We start from the raw sequence: 20,618 nt of genomic DNA on the forward strand, positions 1-20,618 counted from the left end.
CGCCGCAAACTGCATGGCGCATTCTCGAATTGTCTTGCCCCGTCACAAGCCAGTGCGCGAAACAGGTTTCGAACCGACAACGATGCCGGTCCTTTTCCCGATGTTCGGGCCACCCTGAGCAAAGCCGCTCGACCTCCGTTTCCACGGAGTGTCTGCGGCTTTTTTTGTGTTGAGGAGATCAGAATGAAAACCTTCCCGATGTTCCTGCGGATGGACGGGCGGCGCGTAGTGATTTGTGGCACAGGTGCGGAGGCGGCGCGCAAGGCGCGGCTGGTGCTCAAGGCCGAGGCTGAGTTGGTGCTCATCGGGGCACCGCTCGATCCGGAACTTTCCGGTCTTGTGACCCAAGGTCGCGCCACGCATCATCCAGTGGACCGGCCAGACAGTTTCGAGCGCGCCGCCCTCGTTTTCGTCGCGACCGGTGATCTGTCGGAGGATATGCGGCTGTTGGAGCGGGGGCGCGCCGCGGGGGCCGTCGTCAATGTCGTGGATCGGCCGGATCTGTGTGAGGCCTATACCCCGTCCATTGTGGACCGTGACCCGGTCGTCGTGGCCATTGGCACCGAAGGGAATGCCCCAGTGCTCGGTCGCACGATCAAGACCAGATTGGAGGCGATGCTCACGCCCCGGCTCGGAGCGTTGGTTTCACTGGCGGGCCGCCTGCGGGGGGCGGTAGAGGCTTCGATGCCTGCGGAATCTCGGCGGCAATTCTGGGAAGAGGTGTATGGTGGTGAGGTGGCCTCGCTGCATGATCGCGGTGACGAGGACGGCGCGGCGCGGGCGCTCAAGGACGCCATTGCAGCGGGTGCCCCTGTTGCGCGGGGGCGGATATCGCTGGTCGGCGCGGGTCCGGGCGCGCGGGACCTGCTCACACTTCGAGCGGTGCGCCGCCTGCAGGAAGCGGATGTGATTTTCTATGACCGGCTGGTGGATCCCGATGTCCTCGAACTGGCCCGGAGGGATGCGGATCGTGTGTTTGTCGGGAAAGAGGTTGGGGCCTGCGCCTGGCCGCAAGACAAGATCGACCGGCTTATCGTAGCTGAAGCAGGGCAGGGAAAGCGTGTTGTGCGCCTCAAGTCGGGTGATCCGTCGATATTCGGCCGAGCGGCCGAAGAACTCGCGGCGGCACGCACCGCCGGTATCGACATTGAGATTGTCCCCGGTGTCACAGCGGCCTCGGCAGCGGCGAGCGCGCTCGGCCATCCACTGACCGAACGAGGCGAGACGGACACGCTGGTGGTGACCACCGGGACGTGCAAGCCGGGGGACGCGGCCCCGGACCGCCGACTGGTGGCGCAGCCCGGGACATCGGTGTGTTTCTATATGGCCGTGCAACGCGCCGCAGAGGTTCAGGCGGATCTGCTTGCGGCCGGCGCACCAGCGGAATGCCCGGTCGATGTGGTCGCATCAGCCAGCTGCGCGGAAGAACGGACCTTGCGCACGACCCTCGGGGCACTGCCCGACGATCTGGTAAATGCGGAAATCCGCAGCCCCGCGATCCTCTTTTTGCGCTACCCCAAAAGCCTCGCGAGGGCATCGGTCGCCGCCGCATGACGTGCCGGCTTTACCCGAGCGGGTACATATTTCGGGGATTTGGTAGGCCCGGAGGGACTTGAACCCCCAACCAAAGCGTTATGAGCGCTCTGCTCTAACCAATTGAGCTACAGGCCCCACCTGACGCCTTTGCTACCAGAGACGCAATCGGCGTCAACCCAAACCGTTGCAGAGGGCGGCGCGATGGTCTAACGCGGACGCCATGATCAACAGGGGAGCGCGATGAGCGAGCGCAAGACGGGGCTGACCTACGCTGAGGCAGGGGTCGATATCGACGCAGGCAACGAACTTGTGGAGCGGATCAAACCCGCGGCCAAGCGAACCGCGCGTCCGGGAACAATGTCGGGTCTGGGTGGCTTCGGCGCGCTCTTCGACCTGAAGGCCGCCGGATTCGAGGATCCGGTGCTCGTGGCCGCGACGGATGGTGTCGGCACCAAGCTGCGCATCGCCATCGACACAGGCTGCGTCGACACGATCGGGATCGACCTCGTGGCGATGTGCGTGAACGATCTGGTGTGTCAGGGGGCTGAACCTCTGTTCTTTCTCGACTATTTTGCGACGGGCAAGCTGGAGACGGAGCAGGCCGCGCGCATCATCGAGGGCATCGCCGAGGGCTGTGCCCGCTCGGGGGCCGCGCTGATCGGCGGTGAGACGGCGGAGATGCCCGGCATGTATGCGGGCGGTGATTTCGACCTCGCCGGCTTTGCCGTTGGTGCGATGGAGCGCGGTACAGCACTTCCCGACGGCGTCGAGGTTGGCGATGTCCTTCTGGGGCTATCAAGCGACGGGGTTCATTCGAACGGATATTCGCTCGTCCGGCGCATTGTGGAGCGTTCTGGCCTTGGCTGGGATGCGGAAAGTCCCTTTGGGGGCGGCGCCACGCTTGGAGAGGCTTTGCTTACACCTACGCGGCTCTACGTCCGGTCGGTCCTTTCGGCGGTTCGTGCGGGCGGGGTCCATGCTCTCGCCCATATCACCGGCGGGGGGCTGACGGAAAACCTGCCGCGCGTCCTGCCCGAAGGTTGCGGCGCAAAGATCGATCTTGGTGCATGGGAGATGCCGCCCGTCATGCAATGGCTCGCTTCCGAGGGCGGGCTGGACGAGACGGAAATGCTCAAGACATTCAACGCAGGGCTGGGCATGGTTGTGGTCGTTTCGGCGGATCGTGCAGACGCTCTGGCCGAAGGACTGGCGCGTGACGGGGAAACGGTGCACCGGATCGGGGTGATCACGGACGGCGCGGGAGTGTCATACGAGGGCCGCCTTCTTTGAGCCTTCGCGTCGGGATTCTGATCTCTGGCGGCGGGTCCAACATGGTCAAGCTCGTCCAGAGCATGACCGGTTCGCATCCTGCCCGCCCCTGTGTCGTCCTGTCCAACCGCCCGGATGCTGGCGGGTTGGACGTGGCGCGATCCATGGGCATCCCGACCGAGGCGGTGGATCACCGCCCGTTTGGGGGCGACCGCATTGCGTTTGAGGACGAGCTGACCCGCCGCCTTTCCTACTACTCGCCGGACATCCTTTGCCTCGCTGGTTTCATGCGGGTGCTCTCGGAACGGTTCGTGCAGCAGTGGGATGGCCGCATGCTCAACATTCATCCCTCGCTTCTGCCGAAGTACAAGGGGCTCGATACCCACGCGCGGGCGCTGGCGAGCGGAGATTCCACCGCCGGCTGCAGCGTACACCTGGTGACACCCGCCCTCGACGACGGGCCGATCCTCGGGCAGGCGACGGTGCCGATCCATCCCGAAGATACGGCGCAAAGCCTTGCCGCCCGCGTGCTTGTCGAAGAGCACCGCCTATATCCGCAAGTCCTGTCCGAGTTCGTCTCGCGACTGGCTGCGGGCCTTCCGATTGCCCCTGCCGATGCCACGAACTATGCTCAGGCCGCGCAGAAAGGACCGACCGAATGAAGACCGTAACGACCACCGAAGACCTCGCCACTTTCTGCACTGCCGCTCGGAGTTATCCCTACGTGACGGTGGACACGGAATTCCTGCGTGAGCGGACCTATTATTCCAAATTGTGCCTGGTGCAGCTTGCCGTTCCCTTCGAGGGAGATGAAAGCGCCGTGCTCGTCGATCCGCTTGCAGAGGGGATTTCGCTGGAGCCGCTCTACGAGCTTTTCCGGGACAAGGGCGTCGTCAAGGTGTTCCACGCGGCCCGGCAGGATGTTGAAATCTTTCAGGTTGATGGCAACGTCATTCCAGATCCTCTGTTTGATACGCAAGTGGCCGCAATGGTGTGCGGGTTCGGGGAGCAGGTCGGCTATGAGACCTTGGTGCGCAAGATCACCAAGGGGCAGATCGACAAGACGAGCCGGTTCACCGATTGGTCTCGCCGCCCGTTGACGGACGCGCAGAAGACATACGCGCTGGCCGATGTGACGCACCTGCGGCAGGTCTATGAGTTTCTTGAGGCGCAATTGCGCAAGAACGGTCGGGAAAAGTGGGTCTCCGAGGAGATGAAAATCCTTACCAATCCCGAAACCTATGTCGTGCAGCCCGACGAAGCATGGAAGCGGGTGAAAACCCGTACGAATTCTGGCCGTTTCCTCGCCATCGTGCGGGAGCTTGCCAAGTTTCGCGAAACCTATGCCCAGAGCCGCAACATTCCCCGGAGCCGAATCTTCAAGGATGACGCGCTGCTGGAATTGGCCTCCACCAAACCGACGGACTACAAGGCTTTGGGCCGGTCACGACTGCTGCTGCGCGACGCCCGCAAGGGGGAGATCGCCGACGGCATCATCGCCGCCATCGAGGCCGGTCAGGCCTGCCCGCAAGATGACGTGCCACGGCTTGATACCTCGCGGGACAAGTTGCAGGTGAATCCAGCGTTGGCCGATTTGCTGCGCGTTTTGCTCAAGGCAAAGACGGAAGAGGCCGGTGTGGCGCAGAAACTCATTGCCTCCGCGTCCGATCTCGACGCGATTGCGGGCGGAATACGGGATGTGCCGGCGCTTTCCGGTTGGCGGCGCGATGTCTTTGGTGAGGACGCGCTGCGGCTTTGCGAAGGTCGGATCGCACTGGCCGCTAAGGGCAATTCCGTGCGGATCATCGACGTCTGATCAGGGGGGGGCGGTCAGCGGCGGCGGGTGAGCGTGTTCTGTTCGGCCTGCACGGTGACCGCAGAGATCCCCGCCAGATCCTGATTGGAAAAAACCCTCGATACGACGACTTCGCGCGATTTGGAGGTGCCGACAGCCGTACGGCCCTCTGCCTTTGACGCGCGGAAAACCAGCGTGAGCGTGCCGCCGGCGGGATCCCCGGTCAATTCCGCATCATAGGCGCCTTGGGTCGCGGCGATGCCCGTGGCCGTGACGATCGCGCCAGTTCGGGTCGGCTCTATGCGCAGATCGGTGACCTGGGCGATGGCGGGCCGTGTCTCCACAACCTGTACGATGCGATCGGCCCGTACGAGTGGGGGAACCTGCGCCGGGGCGGTGCCCTGAACTTTCGGGCCGAACCAGTTGACCGGGTTGAGCCTGCTGCCCTGTATCTGGGAACAGGCACCGAGCGAAAGCGCCGCGGCGGAGAGCAGAAGAACGGATTTGCGCATTGGATCAACCCCTTGAGGTGCTGCCGGAAGGGGTAGCCGATCAGCGCGCTGTTGAAAAGCGTCTATTGGGGGTGGACCTTGGCGCATGTGCGGCTTACCTGCAAATTGCACTGGACGGGAGAGGCGAGCATGGCGACCAAAGCCTTTGAAGACATCGCGCAAGACTTTGAATTTCTTGACGATTGGGAAGACCGCTATCGCTATGTCATTGATCTTGGAAAGAAGATGCCCCCGTTGGAGGATGCGTTGAAGGTGCCAGCCACCAAAGTGGATGGCTGTGCCAGTCAGGTTTGGCTTCACCCCGAGATCGAGGGGAATACCTTCGCCTTTCGTGGCGACAGCGATGCGATGATCGTCCGGGGCCTCATTGCCGTTCTCGGGGCGCTCTATAACGGGCTGCCGGTGAACGAGGCGGCGCGGCTTGACGCGGGCGGACAGCTTGCACGTTTGGGATTGCAGGATCACCTCTCGGCACAGCGTTCAAACGGGCTCAGGGCCATGATCGAACGTATAAGAACCGTCAGCGCCGAAGCAGCCTGAACCCGGTCCCTAGTCACCGAAACGCCTCTGGCTCAGCGCTCCTCGCCCGCCCAGCGGGAGAGCGTCTGCGCTAAATCTCCATATCCGGTCGGCCTGCGTTCATAGATCAGGCCGAGGTGTTGCGCTATGCCCTGTGCCCGTAGATCCAGCGCGGGGTCGTTCGTCTGGGCCAGAAACACCAGCTTGCGGTAATTTCCAAAATAGACATCGCGCAATTCCGGGTGCCGATCCAGACCGAGTGGCCGAGTGACGAAGGCATCAAACTGACGCGTCAGGAAATCGGTGAGGTAGAAGGCATCGATCTCATCTTCATGATCAGCAAAGGCGTCGAGGCCCTCGAAAAACGCATAGCAGTGGGGACCGCGCACCATCTCGACACCCAATTCGGCGCAGGCCCGTTCCAACTCACCGCCCGTGCCGCAATCTGCATAGACAACGTGAATCGTCTCATACTTGTCGCGGTTGCGAAGCACAGCCTCGTGCACCGCTGACACGATACGCTCCGGGTGATTGTGCAGGATCGCGGGCAGGCATGTGAGATCGAGATGATCCCAGCCGTTCGCCTCCCGCAGGGCGATGATTTCCCGCGCCAATGCCCCACACGCGATGAGCAGAACCGGACCGGCGCCCTCTGCGGACAGGCCAGTTTCGGTCAGGGTGGTGTCGGCGATGTGGTCAGTCATGGGATGCAGTCGATCACAGTTGAGAATGGGCGTTTGTTCGGCGGCGGTTCAGGGGCGCGGGCGCTTTGACTATCGACGGTCTCGCCGCCTCAGTTGCCCTCAAGCGCCTCTGACAATCCGCCGCTTGGGGAGGGGGCATCCACCGTCAGCACTCCGAGCGCATCGAAGCCCCCGAGAACCGCGTCGACCGCGATGGTCGCAAGCACGATGCCCATCACCCGGCTGATGACACTTGCGCCCGTCGTTCCGATGATCCGGTTGATCCAACTCGCGGCAAGAAGCAGCGCCAGCGTGAGAAGCAGGACAAAGACCAGAAGCCCCGCCGTGACGAACTGTTCGACCAGCGGGGTGGAGTGATTATCGGTAAGCACCACGATCGCGAGCATGGCCCCGGGAGATGCGATGGATGGCATTGCGAGGGGGAAGACCGCCCCGGCAAGGTGATCCCGCTCCGCCTCTTCGATCTCGCGCGCAGGCTTGGAATCGCCAAAGATCATGGTCAAGGCAAAGAGGAAGAGGATGATGCCGCCAGCGATCTGGAATGACCCAAGGCGCAACCCGAGGGTTTCCAACAGATATTGACCACCGGCGAGAAAGGCGAGAAGCACCATCGCAGAGATCGCCACCGCGCGCACTGCAAAGCGCCGGTGCAACTTGCGAGGCACCCGCGTCACCGCAAAGAGAAAGACGGGGATGGAGCCCACGGGATCGATCACCACAAGCAGCGTGATGAATTCGCGCAGCAGCGCGGTCCAGTCCATGGAACTCCCTCTTCTTTAGCCGGCGACCCGCGAATTGTGTTTGCGGGCAATGAAATCCTTGGCTGTCTCTACGGCGACGGCCGCATCGCGGCAATAGGCATCTGCCCCGATTGCCCTGCCAAACTCTTCGTTCAGCGGCGCTCCGCCCACCAGAACGATGTAATCCTCGCGGATGCCCTTTTCCTTCATCGTGTCGATCACGACCTTCATATAGGGCATCGTGGTGGTGAGAAGCGCAGACATCCCCAGAATGTCGGCGTTGAACTCTTCGCAAGCCTCTAGATAGCTTTCGACCGGGTTGTTGATCCCGATGTTCTTCACCTCAAAGCCTGCGCCCTCCATCATCATCGTGACGAGGTTCTGGCCGATGTCGTGGATGTCGCCCTTGACCGTCCCGATGACCATCCGGCCAATCGTGGGCGCGCCGGTTTCCGCCAGCAGAGGCTTGAGGATGGACATGCCGCCCTTCATCGCGCCCGCGGCCAGCAGAACCTCGGGGACGAAGAGAATCCCGTCTCGGAAATCCCGGCCGACAATCGTCATGCCCCCGACGAGCGGTTCGGTCAGGACGCGGTAGGGCGCCCATCCCCGTCCAAGGAGGATGTTCACCCCCTCCGCGATCTCATCCTTGAGACCGTCATAGAGGTCATCCATCATCTGGGCGACAAGCTCTTCGTCGTCGAGTTCAGACAGGATCAGGTCGTCGTTTTCGTCCGACATGGGCGGGTTCCTTCGATACGCCGGGTTGAGCGGCTTTCCGACAGCTTGTGCCGGATTTCTATTCGGGGACGCGGCCGTTTGCGACATGGCTCGCGTATCGAACGACTTCTACGGGGAACGCGCGCGGCATTCCAATGAGAAATTCGGGGATTGATTATCGGTTCCTTGCAAGTGTTCTCTGTATGTTCTAACTCCGTGGTCATGGATCACGACGAGGGAACCCGTATCGGTGCCGGGCGCAGGCGTGGGCGCGGCGCGGTCAGCAATGAGGCCAGCCGCTTTGACCTTGGCCGCGAGGTGGAATCGGACGGCTGGGATATCCCGGAGGATCGGGGGCTTCTGCGGACCGAGGTGCGTGAGGAACGCCCTCGTAGCATTATAAACTACGTCCGCTCACCGGATTTGCCATTCGATCGGTCGATCAATCCCTATCGTGGCTGCGAGCATGGGTGCATCTACTGTTTCGCGCGGCCAACTCACGCCTATCTTGGTCTTTCGCCAGGGCTCGATTTCGAAACCCGTCTCGTGGCGCGGCCGGATGCGCCCAAGGTGTTGACACGTGAACTTCGGGCCAAGGGGTATCGCGCGGCTCCGATCGCGATCGGAACCAACACCGATCCCTATCAACCTCTGGAGCGGGAGCGGGGGATCATGCGCGCCTGCCTTGAGGTGCTGGAAGCCGCGTCGCATCCGGTTGCCATCGTCACCAAGGGCGCGGGCATAGAGCGGGATCTGGATATTCTGGGCCGTATGGCCGCGCGCGGATTGGTCCGTGTGGGCATTTCGGTGACGACCCTTGATCCCGGGCTTGCGCGCAAGATGGAGCCGCGCGTGCCGTCTCCTTCTCGACGGATGGCGGCGATCACGCGGCTGAGCGAGGCGGGCGTTCCGGTTCGGCTTATGGCCTCGCCGATGATCCCGGCCCTGACCGATCCTGAACTGGAGGCAATCCTTGAAGCTGGGCGCGATGCGGGTGCGCGGTCGGCAAGCTGGATTATGTTGCGGTTGCCACGGGAGGTCGCGCCACTCTTTCGCGAGTGGTTGGAGGAACATGTCCCCGGACAAGCGGCGCGCGTGATGGCGCGGGTGCGGGAGATGCATGGCGGCAAGGATTACGATGCCCGCTGGGGGCGGCGGATGCGCGGTGAGGGGCCCTACGCCAAGCTCATCGCGCAGCGTTTCGATCTGGCGGTTCGTCGTCTTGGGCTTGACGCCGCACAGCCTCCGTTGACCACGGGCCTATTCCGCCCACCCAGTTTACCAGGAGACCAGATGGCGTTGTTTTGATCATCCCGCCTAGCCTTGATCTTCGCGGCCGCCACGGGCGACGATGCACAGCGCGTCATCATCGAGCGGGCGTTGCAGCACCGCCGCGTCGGGCCATGGGGCATTGAGCCAGAGGTCGACGTCCTCCGCAGAGGTCAGGATGACCGGCATGGCCTTGGGGTGAACCGCGCCGACCGTGGCATTCGCCTCCGTGGTCAGAAAGCCAAAAAGATTGTCGGTCGTCTCGCCATCCTTGAGCTTGCGGACGGATGTCCAGCGGGTCCAGATCCCCGCGAAGAAGGCGAGCGGGCGGCTTTCATCAAGCGCGAACCAAATCGGGACAGCCGGCGCTCCGGGGCGGGTTTCATATTCGGAAAAGCTGGTAAAGGGCACGACACAGCGGTGTTCGGGGCCGAGCCAGCGGCGCCAGTGGGGCGAGCCGGTGTTTCGGATGTTGGTGACACCGGAATCCGTACGGCGTGTCTTGAGGGCAAAGGCGGGCGTCGGCATGCCCCACCGCATTCGGGTAAGTGTCCGACCCTTTGCGCCTTGGGCGACAACCGGCGCGGCCGTGTCGGGAAAAATGGCGGGCATCGGGGCCAGATTGCCCGTGTCGTCTTCCATAACCTTTGCGATCTCGCGGATCGCAGCCTGTCCCTTGGTCAGCGAATAGAGATTGCACATTCTCGACCCCAGTCACCCCGCCGCACGAAGCCCTATCCCGATCCCGAGCGGAGGCCTATTTGCGCCGGCGCCGCCGTGGGCGGTCCGGTGCGACGTGATCATCGCCCGTGCCGTCGGACGCCGAAGAAAATCCGCCAAGCGCGCCCGTGATCATCTCCAGCGTAGGCCGCTCGCCCGCTGGGCGTGTTTCCAGCGCGTTGCGCATGGCGCGAAGGTGCTCGGGCATGGTGCCGCAGCATCCACCGATGATCTTTGCGCCTGAATCCCGCGCGAGGATGGCATATTCCGCCATTAACTCCGGGGTGCCGTCATAGTGGATATGGCCGTCCTCGTATTTCGGAATACCGGCATTCCCCTTGGCGACTACCGGACGGGCGGTGCCCTGCGCGGTGAAGCCAAGCACGGTGCGCAAAAGATCCGAAGCCCCGACACCGCAATTCGCCCCGAAGGCAATCGGCGGATGGTCGAGGGTTTCGACCATGGCGACCATCGCTTCGGACGTCATGCCCATCATCGTGCGGCCCGCGGTATCAAAGCTCATGGTGCCGCACCAAGGCATTCCCGCCAGAGCGAAGGCCTCCGCGGCGGCTTTGTATTCCTCGGGCGCTGAGATGGTTTCAAGCCAGAGCACATCGGCCCCGCCTTCCTTCAGGCCTTCCGCCTGTTCATGGAACATCTCGACGGCGATCTCGTGGGTAAGCGTACCCATCGGGGCCATGATCTCGCCCGTCGGACCGACAGAGCCTGCAACAACGACCGGACGGCCCGCCGCATCGGCCACTTCCCGCCCGAGCTCCGCACTGATCCGGCTCAACTCGCGCGCGCGGTCCTCTGCCTGATGCAGTTTGAGGCGGCTTGCGTTTCCTCCGAAGGAATTCGTGAGAAAGAGATCACTGCCCGCATCGACGGCCCCTTTATAGAGCGCTCTGATCCGGTCGGGGTAGTCGACGTTCCAGAATTCAGGCGGGTCGCCCGCCTCCAACCCCATGTTGAAAAGATTTGTTCCGGTCGCGCCATCGGTCAAAAGCCAGTCGCGTTCGGAAAGGAGCCTGGACAACAGGTCGGTCATGGCAGTGCCCTTCTAGCTAGAGTTGTGGCGGGGCATCTCATGAAACGTGGGCAGGCGCAAACTCAAAACCTTCATGTTCGCCATGAGGTGGAGTGGCCTTTGTCGCGCTCGGCAGAGCATCGGGACGGCGCACGCTGCGCGCGATTTCAAAGAGCGCAAGGGCGAGGGCCAGGGGGCCGGGCGCGGCCGCGTAGAGAGGAACCCAGCGAGGCGCGAAGGCGGCCTTGAACTGTCGCAGACCAGCGGATCCGGCGGCCCGGTCAATCCGCGCGCGCAACTGCGCGGGCACTGCTTCCGAAAGCGATGGCACCGCTGCAAGTGACAAACGCGGGATGCCTTCATCAGAAGCGAGGGAGATTGCCCTGTGAACCAAGAGGTGCATGGTGCCATCGGGCGCGTCCGGGGCGAGGCGCATCAGGTCAAGCGCCCATTCCCTTGAACTCATGTGAAAAGTTGCGAAACCGATGAGGCGCGGACCCTCCCATGCAAGCAGGACACGCTGGGTCTCTATATACGCAGGGCAAAAGCGCCCCATGGAAAATCCGCGCTCTCCGCCGGTACGTTCGGCCCATCGGTCGGACAGGCGGCGCATCTCCCCCAAGGGCAGCGATCCGGGATCAGCCATGATCTCTACCCCCGCATTTTCGGCTTTGCGGAGTTTGCGGCGCAGCCCACGGCGGGCCGATATTCCCAGATCATAAGAAGCGATATCGACAAGCGCCTCCTGTGCGATACGCAGCGTGCTGAACCCGTTCGCCCGAACTACCGCCGCATTTCGCGGCGACAGTTTATAGAGACAGGCGATACGGTCGCTCGCGCGTGCTTCGGCGCGCAGGGAAGGGAGAAGGCTCGATACCTTGCCGTCCAAGGGATCGAAGAGCAGCACACTGGCTTGCCGAGTATGTCGGAGTACAGCCGATGCATCACCTGACTGTAGCAGGGACGCAGCCCCCTGTCGTGCCACGCCGCATTCGGATCGGGGCGCAGTGTCCAGCAGAGGTGTCGGAATGCGTGCCGCCGATGGTTCGGTCTTTGCGCCGGATTTGGGCCGTAGCATGATCGCTCCGGCAACAATCGCGGGCAGGGCGTAATAGAGGGCCCGGAACGCCAGAATGGCCGCTATCAGGGCATAATCCTCACCCGGAAGAAAGGCCAGCAGTGTCAACTCGAACGGGCCAACCCCGCCGGGCACACCAGAAAGTAAAGCCGCGCCAATCGCGATCAGGAAGATCGGGTAAAGCGCGAGAAACGCAGGCGCCGAGGCCTCCGGCAGAAGGATCCAGAGCGCGAAGGCCGCAGCCGCCGTATCAAGTGCGGCGTATCCCAGAAGGCGAAGGCCCGCCGCTGCCGTTGGCAATCGAAGCCGCTGGCCGCCCAGCCGCAATTCTGGGGCAAAAAGGAGAAAACCAAAGAGCGCGATGGTGGCAACCACCGCTGTGGGGGCGATCCATCGGGGAATGCCAGCCGGGCTCGGCAAAAGGGCGAGCGCCAGACCGCACAGAACTGCCAACAGGGTCATGAAGCTGATCGTCAGAAGAAGCGTCACCGCAGTGGCCTGCTTGAGCGACAGTTCCGGAACAAGCCGCCAGCGCGCGATTGTCCCGGTCGCCACACCAGCACCTAAGAGCTGCGCAAGCGCGACGGCGGCGGCACCACTCCTTCCGGCCCGGGCGGGGGTGATGGCGGTGCCCAGATGGCGATGCAGCACCCGCTCATACCCCGCGATGGCCCAGAAGCTCAGAGCGGTGGCGAGAGCCGCGCAAAGCCAGGCTTCGGCGGGTGTCTGCATCAGCGCCGTGCGCAATCCTACCATATCGAGGTCTTTCAACCGGTCATGGAGCAGCCACACGGCCACGGTGCCCAATGCTATGGGCAGGCAAATTCGCCCTGTTTTGCGCCAAACGGGCGCGTCCGACTCGGACCTCACCATTTTGTTACCTTCCACTCATACCCACCTTTTGGCCTACGCGCGGCAGGTTGCTGGACGGTTAAGGTTAGAATTCGCGAGGTTCTGCCTATACGGGAGTATGGGGTCTCTATGCCGCTGTGGGATTGTGTAATTGACGTTAAGTGATGCAAAGTAGCGTCAGGTGTTGGGGAACGTTTTTGGTTTCTGGGGGGAACGTAGGTGGCCATCATGATCAAGATGCCGACAATGCGCGGGGCAGTGTTTGCGATCCCTGCCATGTTGCTCGCCGTTCTCGTTCCACTGGGGTTGATGAATGGCGCGCCGATGCCCCCTCCCTTCTTGCTTCTTTACATGTCCGTCATGGCCGCAGCCCTTCTTGGTGGCTCCGGCACGGGCCTGCTGGCGGGATGCTTTGGGGCAGGCACGGTGGTCTTCTGCCACGTCTCCGGGATCGGCCCGAGGCTGCTTGTCGGGACGATTTTTTCCACCGCCTTCGGGATTCTGATCTATCTCGGCACCGGGATCGTGCTCGGACTTTTAAGAGACCAGCGCGACAGAACCCTGCTGAAGCTTCATGAGGCCGAAGCCGAACTGCGCCTGCGACTTGACGAAGAAACCGCCGCTCTGGAAGCTTCTGCCAAGATCCTCAACGTGAGTGAGGTCCAACTGGATCAGGCGGCGCGGATCGCGAAACTTGGGTACTTTGTCTTCGATGCGCAGCGGAACCTCTGCACAGTCTGCTCCAAACGCCATGCTGAGATTTTCGGTGTCTCGTCCGAAGAATTCATCTCGATGGTTGCGGAGCTTGACGGCAACAGGCTTGCGTTCATCCATCCCGAAGATCAGCCGGAGGTTCGGGAGAAGTATCGGCGTCTTCGGGCAGGTGAAGAAATCGACATGGAGTATAGATTTACCCGCAGCGACGGATCCGAAGGCTATATCCGGGAATTTGTCGTTCCCTACTTCGACGAAGCGGGTAAGGCCGTGCGGGGGATCGGATCGAGCATCGATCTGACCGAAGTGCGCAGGACGGAACAGACGCTGCTGCATACCCAAAAGATGGATGCCATCGGGCAATTGACCGGAGGTATTGCGCATGACTTCAACAACTTGCTGGCCGTTGTTCTGGGGAACCTTGAACTTGTCGAAGAGCAGATTGGCGAAGACACGGAACTTCGCGAGGAAATAGACGCGGCCAAAGGCGCGGTTGCGCAGGGCGCCGATCTGATCCGCAACATGTTGAGTTTCGCGCGCAAGGCACGGCTGCAACCGCGGCAACTTGACCTCGGCAAGGTGGTCGGCGACGTCAAGCAATGGGCTGCGCGCGTCTTGCCGCCCACTATAGAGGTGGAGACGCGGGCAGATGATGATCTCTATCCCGTCATGGCGGACCCTTCATCGACGCAGAGCGCATTGCTGAACCTGATCGTAAATGCCCGCGATGCGATGCCTGACGGTGGCAGGCTGACGATTGAGACGACCAATCTCGATTTCTCCGCACAAGATGGCGAGGAAAGCGGCGATGTTCTGGCGCCGGGGCGCTATGTGCAGCTCGCGGTGCGTGACACGGGCAGTGGGATGAGCCGGGCGGACCTCGACAGGATTTTTGATCCGTTTTACACCACCAAGCGTCCGGGCGAAGGATCGGGCCTTGGCCTGTCGATGGTACAGGGCTTCATGAGTCAAACCGGGGGCGTGGTTCGGGTATGCTCAGAACCGGGGCGCGGGACCACATTCCGGCTCTTCTTTCCGGCACTTGAAGTCGGTCAGGCCGTGGTACGCAACGAGGCTCCGCCGCAAATCGAAGTGCCCACCATCGGTGCGCGCATCCTCGTGGCCGAAGACGAAGAGGGTCTTCGCGACCTGCTGCTCAAGATGCTGAGACGATCGGGATATTTGCCAAGCGTCGCACCCTCGGGGGATGCGGCATTGCTGCTCGATCAACGGGAGGGGCCCTTTGATCTGCTTTTGTCGGATGTGATGATGCCGGGTCGATTGCAGGGGCCCGATCTGGCGACAGAATTGCGCAAGGTGCATCCCAACATGCCGGTGATCTTCCTGACGGGGCAGGGCGGCGATCACGCGGAACTGGCTGAGACAGCGCACGGATTGCGGCTGATGAAGCCGATCCGCCGCGAAGCGCTCATCCGGTCGATAGAATGCGCGCTTTCCGGCACACACATTCTCGTCGATCCCGCCTGACGGCTTGTTCCCCCCGGCCAGAGGCGGGGAGGGACGTTTTCGTCGGGGCTGGCTTCAGACCTCGTCGACGATCTGGCCTTTGGCGACGGGAAGCAGCGCTTCGAGCTTGGCACGGATCTCATCCGCACTGGCCTTGTCCCCAAGATCGGCGGAGACCTTGCGCACCACATCTTCGTAGCCGGGCTCGGCGAAATCGGCCTTGACTACTTCGCGCGCATAGGCCTCGGCATCGGCGCCTGTTTTTCCCATCAGTTCCGCAGCCCAGAGACCGAGCAGCTTGTTGCGGCGCGCTTCGGCGCGAAAGATCATTTCCTGATCGTGGGCGAACTTGTTCTCGAAGGCGGTTTCGCGGTCGTCGAAGCTGGTCATTACTCGGTCCTCTGAAAGGGCTATCCTGCACAAATGATATGGACGTAGCGCACGCCCCGCGCAAGCCCCGCGGCCCGCTTGCGGCAGGACGCCCCATGGAGTAGGGAAAGCGCAACGACACGGGGGAGTCGCCCCGGTGTCTGCTATTGCAGGAGAGCCCATGGCACGGCGCAAAAAAATCTACGAAGGCAAGGCGAAGACGCTCTATGAGGGGCCCGAGCCCGGAACGATCGTCCAGTACTTCAAGGATGACGCCACCGCTTTCAACGCTGAGAAACGCGATGTGATCGAAGGCAAGGGTGTGCTCAACAACATCCTTTCCGAGTATTTCATGCAAGGTCTCAACGATATTGGAGTGCCGACACACTTCCTCAAACGGCTCAACATGCGGGAGCAACTGGTTCGTGCCGCCGAGATCATTCCTCTGGAGATCATCGTGCGCAACTACGCGGCCGGGTCCCTGTCGAAGCGCCTCGGGCTTGAGGAAGGGATGCGCCTGCCGCGCCCGATCATCGAATATTGTTATAAGGACGACGCGCTCGGTGATCCGCTCGTGTCCGAGGAACATATCGCGGCCTTCGGGTGGGCTACGTCGCAGGATATGGATGACATCGTCAGCCTCGCCTTGCGCGTCAACGACTTCATGTCGGGCGTGATGAAGGCCGTCGGCATCCGGCTGGTGGACTTCAAGATCGAAGTTGGCCGGGTCTATGAGGGTGATTTCCAACGGCTGATCGTGGCCGATGAAATCAGCCCCGACAGCTGCCGCCTGTGGGATGTGGAAACCAATCAAAAACTCGACAAGGACGTGTTCCGGCGCGACCTCGGCTCGCTCACGGATGCCTATTCCGAAGTGGCCCGCCGCCTTGGGGTGCTGCCCAAGGGGGCCGTGCCGATGGCCAAGCCGACACTGATCAACTGAACCGGGTGACGCGCATATCGGGCGGCGACACGTGATGAGACCAACTGGGAGCGGAGCCTCCCGAAAACGCAAGAGGGCGGCATGAAGGCACGGGTGCACGTGATGCTGAAGAACGGGGTTCTTGATCCACAGGGCGAGGCGGTGCGTCACGCACTTGGCGCGCTTGGCTTTGATGGCGTCGAGGGCGTCCGTCAGGGGAAGGTGATCGAGCTGGATCTGGCCGAAGGCACTTCGGAGGCGGCTGTGCATGACATGTGCGAAAAGCTTCTCGCGAACACGGTGATCGAGAGCTACACGGTGGAGATGTCCTGATGCGCGCGGCGGTTCTGGTTTTCCCCGGCTCCAACTGTGATCGTGACATGGCATTGGCGCTGGAACGGGCCGGGGCCGATGTGTCGATGGTCTGGCACAAGGAAACGGCGTTGCCCGATGGGGTTGATGTCGTCGGTGTACCGGGCGGCTTTTCCTATGGTGATTATCTGCGCTGCGGCGCGATTGCCGCCAACTCCCCCATTTGCCGGTCGCTGGCGGCCCATGTGGAACGGGGCGGATATGCGTTCGGCATCTGCAACGGGTTTCAGGTGCTAACGGAAATGCGCCTTCTTCCCGGCGCGCTCCGGCGCAATGCGGGGCTGAAGTATATCTGCCGCAACGTGGGCCTGCGGGTTGAAACGCGCGATAGCGCTTTCACCTCCGGCTATGAGGTGGGGCAGGAGATTTCCGTTCCCATCGCCCACCATGATGGCAACTATTTTGTCGATCCCGATACGCTCAACCTGCTTGAGACGTCCGGCCGGATCGCCTTCCGCTACACCGACAACCCCAATGGTTCGCTCGGCGATATTGCCGGTGTTCTCAGCGAAAACCGGCGCGTCCTGGGCATGATGCCCCACCCCGAGCGTGCATCCGAACCCTCGCAGGGCGGCACCGATGGCGCGGCATTCTTTGATGGGCTGTTGGGCGCGCTGGCTGAGGCGTGACTTGAGCCTCACGGCTTGCAGGTCTAGGCTTTGTCGATGAAGCAGGGTTTCCTGAAACGCGTCCTTCGGCCGCGGCGTGGCAGTTTCGGCTGGCGTGTGCGGCTGGCGATTTTGATGGTGGTGGCCGTGGCGACCGCCACCGTCCTTGTCACCAACGATTGGCTCACGACACGGTTCACGGAAAGCACGCGCAACAGGGCCGAGTTGCGGCTGGCGCTTTATAACGGCAACCTCATCTCTGAGTTGCGGCGCAATTCGATTGTGCCACAGCTGTTGGCACGTGATCCCGCGCTGATCGGCGCATTGAACTCCTCGGATTATTCGCAATCGACCGCGCGGTTGATCTCGTTCGTGGATGAGATTGGCGCCGCATCCTTGATGTTGCTTGATATGGATGGGCGGGCCGTCGCGGCCACGGACCGCAATCGCCTCGGCAGCACCCACGCCCAAACCCCTTATTTCGTGGATGCTTTGCGCTCCGCAGGGACGGTGTTTACCTCGCAACAGCGCGAGACCGGTGCCTATGGGTTCACCTACTCCCGCCGGATCGAAAGTCAGGGCAACGCCGTCGGCGTGATTGTGGTGGAGGCGGATCTGGCCAAGTTTGAGCGAGCTTGGGCGGGGATCTCCGATGCGGTGCTGGTGACCGACAGTGAAGGCACGATCATCCTCGCCACCGAGCCCCGCTGGCGCGGGCTGACCGAAGAAGAGGCTCTGAAGGAGCAACCGGCGCAAGGCGCGATAGAGCGCGCGATCCGAGTCACCGCCGATTGGACGGCGCTCCCGGCGGATGCCTATCTCAAGGGTGAGGCCGTGATGCGGCTTGAGAGCCGGGTGCCGTTCCAAGGGTGGCGCATGGCATCCTTCACCACTTACGACAGTGTCCGGGAGCGGGTGAACGGCGTGATCGCGCTGGAGATCATGGCCTTTGCCATCCTGCTTTCGGGGATCTTCTACATCCTGAACCGCAAGACCACGCTCCGCATGGTGCTGTTTCAGCGGGAGTCAGCGGAACTTCGCGCGCTGAACCAACGGCTACAGCGGGAAATTGCCGAGCGAGAGAAGGTCCAGGAAGACCTTGCCGTCGCCGAACAGACGCTTGCGCAAAGCTCCAAACTGGCCGCGCTAGGCGAGATGTCAGCCGCGGTCAGTCACGAACTGAACCAGCCGCTTGCCGCCATGCGCACCTATCTGGCGGGGGCCAAACTCCTGCTCAATCGGAACCGGCCCGAAGAGGCGCTATCGTCCTTTAGCCGGATTGACGATCTGATCGGACGGATGGGGGCCATCACGCGACAGCTCAAGAGCTATGCCCGCAAAGGGGGGGAGCCACTTGCCCCCGTCAACGTGGGTGAGGCGCTGTTGTCAGCAATTTCCCTGATGGAACCGCAGCTTCGCCAGCGTCACGTACGGATCGAACGGGCCATTCCGGACCGCCCTGTTCTGGTGATGGGTGACCGGGTGCGGCTTGAACAGGTGATGATCAATCTGTTGCGCAATGCGATCGACGCCACCAAGGGCGTGCGGGAGCCGCGGATCGACGTGATCCTCGCTGCCGGTGAAACGGCGAGCCTGACGGTGCGTGACAACGGGCCGGGCATCGAGGATCTCGATGCGCTGTTCGAGCCCTTCTACACCACCAAGCAGCCCGGCGATGGGGTAGGGCTGGGGCTTGCCATTTCCTCGGGGATCGTCAACGACCTCGGCGGACGGTTGACCGCGCGAAACGGTCAGGGCGGAGGCGCGGTCTTTGAAGTACAGCTTCCGATCCTAGATGAGGATCATGGCCGCGAAGCGGCAGAGTAAACACGCCCGCAACGTCGGGGCGGTGCAAGAGCAATGGCGGCAGGAGCCGCAGAAGGTGGGTGAAGCATGGCCAAGGCAATGAAAATCGCGATTGTTGATGATGAGAAGGACATGCGCCAGTCCATCAGCCAGTGGTTGGCGCTCTCCGGCTACGATACCGAAGCCTTTGCGAGCGCCGAAGAAGCGCTCAAGGCGATCGGGCCGGATTACCCCGGAATCGTGGTGAGCGATATCCGGATGCCCGGCATGGACGGGATGACCTTTCTGAAAAAGCTGATGGGAACCGATTCCTCGCTTCCCGTCATCATGATCACCGGCCATGGCGATGTTCCGATGGCGGTAGAAGCGATGCGCCTTGGCGCGTTCGACTTTCTCGAAAAGCCGTTCAACCCCGATCAGATGACGCGCCTTGCCAAGCGCGCGTCGGCGCAGCGGCGCTTGACCCTCGACAACCGTGCCTTGCGCCGCGAATTGTCCGATGGTGGCGAAATCATGAAGAAGATCATCGGCAGTTCGCCTTCGATGGAGCGGCTGCGCGAGGATATCCTCGATCTCGGGCAGGCCGATGGCCACGTTCTGATCGACGGCGAAACGGGGACAGGCAAGACACTAACCGCCCACGCGCTGCATGCGGTTGGCGCGCGTGCGGGCAAGAAATTCGTGCTCATCTCCTGCTCTGCGCTGGAGGAACAAGCGTTGTCGCGCCGTCTCTTCGGACCGGTTCTGGAGGATGACACGACGCTTCCCGCCATTGAAGAGGCGCGAGGGGGCACGCTTGTGCTGGAGGACATCGAAGCCCTGTCGGACGCACTGCAGGCTCAGCTTCTGCAAGCCATCAACGATCAGGGCACCCCGTCAGAGACGCGCATCACCGCGATCTGCAACATGCAGGACGAGGGGCGCACCTGCGAAGATGCGCTGCGGCCGGATCTTTTCTACCGGCTTGCCGCCTTGCGGATCACGATGCCCCCACTCCGCCAGCGGGGGGAGGATATCCTGACGCTGTTCACGAGCCTTTGCGATCAGTTCGCGGATGAGTATGGCTGCGACGCCCCGAAGGTCACGGCGCAGGAAGCGGCCCAGCTTTTGCAAGCGCCATGGCCGGGCAATGTGCGGCAACTTATCAACGTGGCCGAACGCGCGGTGCTGCAATCGCGGCGCGGGTCCGGCACAATTGCCTCGCTACTTATGTCCGACAACGAAGAAATCCGCCCTGTGGTGACCACCGAAGGCAAGCCGCTCAAGGAATATGTGGAGCATTTCGAGCGCATGTTGATCGACAACACGATGCGCCGGCATAAAGGCTCCATATCCAGCGTCATGGAGGAACTTTGCCTGCCGCGCCGGACCCTGAACGAAAAAATGGCTAAATACGGCCTTCAGCGGGCCGATTACCTCTAGCGAGAGCGCGCGTATGACGATTGTGCATTGTCATTCGCCTGTCGCTGGTTTTATGTACACTAGAGAGCGTATTTCCTTAACGAAAATCGCTCCAACCGAGAATTTCACCGTTCGGATGTGAGGCAGGTTTGCCCGTTTGAATGGATGGACGAGGCCCGTTCGCGGGCCACAAGACTGGCCCGGAACGCGCCAAG

Annotated in this window: 20 protein-coding genes and 1 tRNA gene; 12 read left to right on the top strand and 9 right to left on the bottom strand. The window is 62.2% G+C overall.

The window, feature by feature from the left end:
- Positions 1-183 precede the first annotated feature (183 nt).
- Positions 184-1,554 (top strand): siroheme synthase CysG, encoded by a 1,371-nt coding sequence (cysG, locus tag BM234_RS02540; protein ID WP_092060301.1) that lies wholly within the window; start codon positions 184-186, stop codon positions 1,552-1,554.
- 40 nt (positions 1,555-1,594) lie between these two features.
- Here cysG and BM234_RS02545 read toward each other — a convergent pair.
- Positions 1,595-1,671: transfer RNA gene (locus BM234_RS02545), tRNA-Ile, on the bottom strand.
- Positions 1,672-1,776: 105 nt separating this feature from the next.
- Here BM234_RS02545 and purM point away from each other — a divergent pair.
- The 3 genes from purM to rnd are packed head-to-tail and all read left to right on the top strand — an operon-like array spanning position 1,777 to position 4,621.
- Positions 1,777-2,826, top strand: coding sequence for a phosphoribosylformylglycinamidine cyclo-ligase (gene purM, locus BM234_RS02550; RefSeq protein WP_092060303.1), 1,050 nt, complete (start codon positions 1,777-1,779; stop codon positions 2,824-2,826).
- Positions 2,823-3,467, top strand: coding sequence for a phosphoribosylglycinamide formyltransferase (purN, locus tag BM234_RS02555; RefSeq protein WP_092060305.1), 645 nt, complete (start codon positions 2,823-2,825; stop codon positions 3,465-3,467). Before purM ends, purN begins: the two co-directional genes overlap by 4 nt.
- On the top strand, positions 3,464-4,621 hold the full coding sequence (gene rnd / locus BM234_RS02560) for a ribonuclease D (RefSeq protein WP_092060307.1): 1,158 nt from the start codon (positions 3,464-3,466) through the stop codon (positions 4,619-4,621). Before purN ends, rnd begins: the two co-directional genes overlap by 4 nt.
- A gap of 14 nt (positions 4,622-4,635) precedes the next feature.
- On the opposite strand, the gene BM234_RS02565 is transcribed toward rnd, so the two are convergent.
- On the bottom strand, positions 4,636-5,112 hold the full coding sequence (locus BM234_RS02565) for a hypothetical protein (protein ID WP_092060309.1): 477 nt from the start codon (positions 5,110-5,112) through the stop codon (positions 4,636-4,638).
- Positions 5,113-5,241: 129 nt separating this feature from the next.
- Here BM234_RS02565 and BM234_RS02570 point away from each other — a divergent pair, with 129 nt between their 5' ends.
- Positions 5,242-5,652 (top strand): SufE family protein, encoded by a 411-nt coding sequence (locus tag BM234_RS02570; RefSeq protein WP_092060311.1) that lies wholly within the window; start codon positions 5,242-5,244, stop codon positions 5,650-5,652.
- A 32-nt stretch (positions 5,653-5,684) separates the two neighbouring features.
- Here BM234_RS02570 and BM234_RS02575 read toward each other — a convergent pair whose 3' ends face one another.
- The 3 genes from BM234_RS02575 to BM234_RS02585 all read right to left on the bottom strand — a co-directional run bounded on the left by BM234_RS02575 (position 5,685) and on the right by BM234_RS02585 (position 7,816).
- The gene (locus BM234_RS02575) at positions 5,685-6,335 is read right to left on the bottom strand and encodes a DUF1638 domain-containing protein (RefSeq protein ID WP_092060313.1); all 651 of its coding nucleotides are present in this window, start codon (positions 6,333-6,335) and stop codon (positions 5,685-5,687) included.
- An 89-nt stretch (positions 6,336-6,424) separates the two neighbouring features.
- A complete protein-coding gene (locus BM234_RS02580; RefSeq protein WP_092060315.1) occupies positions 6,425-7,096 on the bottom strand; it encodes a MarC family protein in 672 nt (223 codons plus the stop codon).
- A 15-nt stretch (positions 7,097-7,111) separates the two neighbouring features.
- Positions 7,112-7,816 (bottom strand): corrinoid protein, encoded by a 705-nt coding sequence (locus BM234_RS02585; RefSeq protein WP_092060317.1) that lies wholly within the window; start codon positions 7,814-7,816, stop codon positions 7,112-7,114.
- Between the two features lie 201 nt (positions 7,817-8,017).
- Here BM234_RS02585 and BM234_RS02590 point away from each other — a divergent pair, with 201 nt between their 5' ends.
- Complete coding sequence (locus BM234_RS02590; protein WP_092061320.1) at positions 8,018-9,103, top strand: PA0069 family radical SAM protein; 1,086 nt, start codon at positions 8,018-8,020, stop codon at positions 9,101-9,103.
- Between the two features lie 9 nt (positions 9,104-9,112).
- On the opposite strand, the gene BM234_RS02595 is transcribed toward BM234_RS02590, so the two are convergent.
- The 3 genes from BM234_RS02595 to BM234_RS02605 are packed head-to-tail and all read right to left on the bottom strand — an operon-like array spanning position 9,113 to position 12,765.
- Complete coding sequence (locus BM234_RS02595; RefSeq protein ID WP_092060319.1) at positions 9,113-9,766, bottom strand: SOS response-associated peptidase; 654 nt, start codon at positions 9,764-9,766, stop codon at positions 9,113-9,115.
- Between the two features lie 55 nt (positions 9,767-9,821).
- Positions 9,822-10,835, bottom strand: a complete 1,014-nt coding sequence (bmt, locus tag BM234_RS02600) for a betaine--homocysteine S-methyltransferase (protein ID WP_092060321.1) — start codon at positions 10,833-10,835, stop codon at positions 9,822-9,824.
- A gap of 37 nt (positions 10,836-10,872) precedes the next feature.
- Positions 10,873-12,765: a phosphatidylglycerol lysyltransferase domain-containing protein gene (locus BM234_RS02605; RefSeq protein WP_092060323.1), complete on the bottom strand. Its 1,893-nt coding sequence runs from the start codon at positions 12,763-12,765 to the stop codon at positions 10,873-10,875.
- A gap of 207 nt (positions 12,766-12,972) precedes the next feature.
- Here BM234_RS02605 and BM234_RS02610 point away from each other — a divergent pair, with 207 nt between their 5' ends.
- Entirely contained in the window at positions 12,973-14,946 is a 1,974-nt protein-coding gene (locus BM234_RS02610; protein WP_139226758.1) for an ATP-binding protein, read from the top strand.
- Positions 14,947-15,000: 54 nt separating this feature from the next.
- Here the strand turns inward: BM234_RS02610 and BM234_RS02615 are convergent, their stop codons facing one another.
- Positions 15,001-15,315, bottom strand: coding sequence for a DUF1476 domain-containing protein (locus BM234_RS02615; protein ID WP_092060327.1), 315 nt, complete (start codon positions 15,313-15,315; stop codon positions 15,001-15,003).
- 160 nt (positions 15,316-15,475) lie between these two features.
- Here BM234_RS02615 and purC point away from each other — a divergent pair, with 160 nt between their 5' ends.
- The 5 genes from purC to BM234_RS02640 all read left to right on the top strand — a co-directional run bounded on the left by purC (position 15,476) and on the right by BM234_RS02640 (position 20,424).
- On the top strand, positions 15,476-16,237 hold the full coding sequence (gene purC, locus BM234_RS02620; protein WP_092060329.1) for a phosphoribosylaminoimidazolesuccinocarboxamide synthase: 762 nt from the start codon (positions 15,476-15,478) through the stop codon (positions 16,235-16,237).
- Positions 16,238-16,318: 81 nt separating this feature from the next.
- Positions 16,319-16,549: a phosphoribosylformylglycinamidine synthase subunit PurS gene (gene purS, locus BM234_RS02625; protein WP_092060331.1), complete on the top strand. Its 231-nt coding sequence runs from the start codon at positions 16,319-16,321 to the stop codon at positions 16,547-16,549.
- Complete coding sequence (gene purQ / locus BM234_RS02630; protein WP_092060333.1) at positions 16,549-17,217, top strand: phosphoribosylformylglycinamidine synthase subunit PurQ; 669 nt, start codon at positions 16,549-16,551, stop codon at positions 17,215-17,217. Before purS ends, purQ begins: the two co-directional genes overlap by 1 nt.
- A gap of 36 nt (positions 17,218-17,253) precedes the next feature.
- A complete protein-coding gene (locus BM234_RS02635; RefSeq protein WP_092060335.1) occupies positions 17,254-19,023 on the top strand; it encodes a sensor histidine kinase in 1,770 nt (589 codons plus the stop codon).
- Positions 19,024-19,089: 66 nt separating this feature from the next.
- Complete coding sequence (locus tag BM234_RS02640; protein WP_092060337.1) at positions 19,090-20,424, top strand: sigma-54-dependent transcriptional regulator; 1,335 nt, start codon at positions 19,090-19,092, stop codon at positions 20,422-20,424.
- Positions 20,425-20,618 lie beyond the last annotated feature (194 nt).

Origin of the sequence: Poseidonocella pacifica (assembly GCF_900111875.1) — a bacterium.
Classification (GTDB): domain Bacteria; phylum Pseudomonadota; class Alphaproteobacteria; order Rhodobacterales; family Rhodobacteraceae; genus Poseidonocella; species Poseidonocella pacifica.

Bases quoted from the DNA above. Each gene is read 5' to 3' on its own strand.
- BM234_RS02570 (WP_092060311.1), top strand. From the start codon at position 5,242: ATGGCGACCAAAGCCTTTGAAGACATCGCGCAAGACTTTGAATTTCTT.
- BM234_RS02580 (WP_092060315.1), bottom strand. From the start codon at position 7,096: ATGGACTGGACCGCGCTGCTGCGCGAATTCATCACGCTGCTTGTGGTG.
- purS (WP_092060331.1), top strand. From the start codon at position 16,319: ATGAAGGCACGGGTGCACGTGATGCTGAAGAACGGGGTTCTTGATCCA.
- cysG (WP_092060301.1), top strand. From the start codon at position 184: ATGAAAACCTTCCCGATGTTCCTGCGGATGGACGGGCGGCGCGTAGTG.
- BM234_RS02565 (WP_092060309.1), bottom strand. From the start codon at position 5,112: ATGCGCAAATCCGTTCTTCTGCTCTCCGCCGCGGCGCTTTCGCTCGGT.
- BM234_RS02590 (WP_092061320.1), top strand. From the start codon at position 8,018: ATGGATCACGACGAGGGAACCCGTATCGGTGCCGGGCGCAGGCGTGGG.
- BM234_RS02610 (WP_139226758.1), top strand. From the start codon at position 12,973: ATGATCAAGATGCCGACAATGCGCGGGGCAGTGTTTGCGATCCCTGCC.
- BM234_RS02640 (WP_092060337.1), top strand. From the start codon at position 19,090: ATGGCCAAGGCAATGAAAATCGCGATTGTTGATGATGAGAAGGACATG.
- BM234_RS02575 (WP_092060313.1), bottom strand. From the start codon at position 6,335: ATGACTGACCACATCGCCGACACCACCCTGACCGAAACTGGCCTGTCC.
- purC (WP_092060329.1), top strand. From the start codon at position 15,476: ATGGCACGGCGCAAAAAAATCTACGAAGGCAAGGCGAAGACGCTCTAT.
- rnd (WP_092060307.1), top strand. From the start codon at position 3,464: ATGAAGACCGTAACGACCACCGAAGACCTCGCCACTTTCTGCACTGCC.
- purQ (WP_092060333.1), top strand. From the start codon at position 16,549: ATGCGCGCGGCGGTTCTGGTTTTCCCCGGCTCCAACTGTGATCGTGAC.
- purM (WP_092060303.1), top strand. From the start codon at position 1,777: ATGAGCGAGCGCAAGACGGGGCTGACCTACGCTGAGGCAGGGGTCGAT.
- BM234_RS02585 (WP_092060317.1), bottom strand. From the start codon at position 7,816: ATGTCGGACGAAAACGACGACCTGATCCTGTCTGAACTCGACGACGAA.
- BM234_RS02595 (WP_092060319.1), bottom strand. From the start codon at position 9,766: ATGTGCAATCTCTATTCGCTGACCAAGGGACAGGCTGCGATCCGCGAG.
- BM234_RS02635 (WP_092060335.1), top strand. From the start codon at position 17,254: ATGAAGCAGGGTTTCCTGAAACGCGTCCTTCGGCCGCGGCGTGGCAGT.
- BM234_RS02605 (WP_092060323.1), bottom strand. From the start codon at position 12,765: ATGGTGAGGTCCGAGTCGGACGCGCCCGTTTGGCGCAAAACAGGGCGA.
- BM234_RS02615 (WP_092060327.1), bottom strand. From the start codon at position 15,315: ATGACCAGCTTCGACGACCGCGAAACCGCCTTCGAGAACAAGTTCGCC.
- bmt (WP_092060321.1), bottom strand. From the start codon at position 10,835: ATGACCGACCTGTTGTCCAGGCTCCTTTCCGAACGCGACTGGCTTTTG.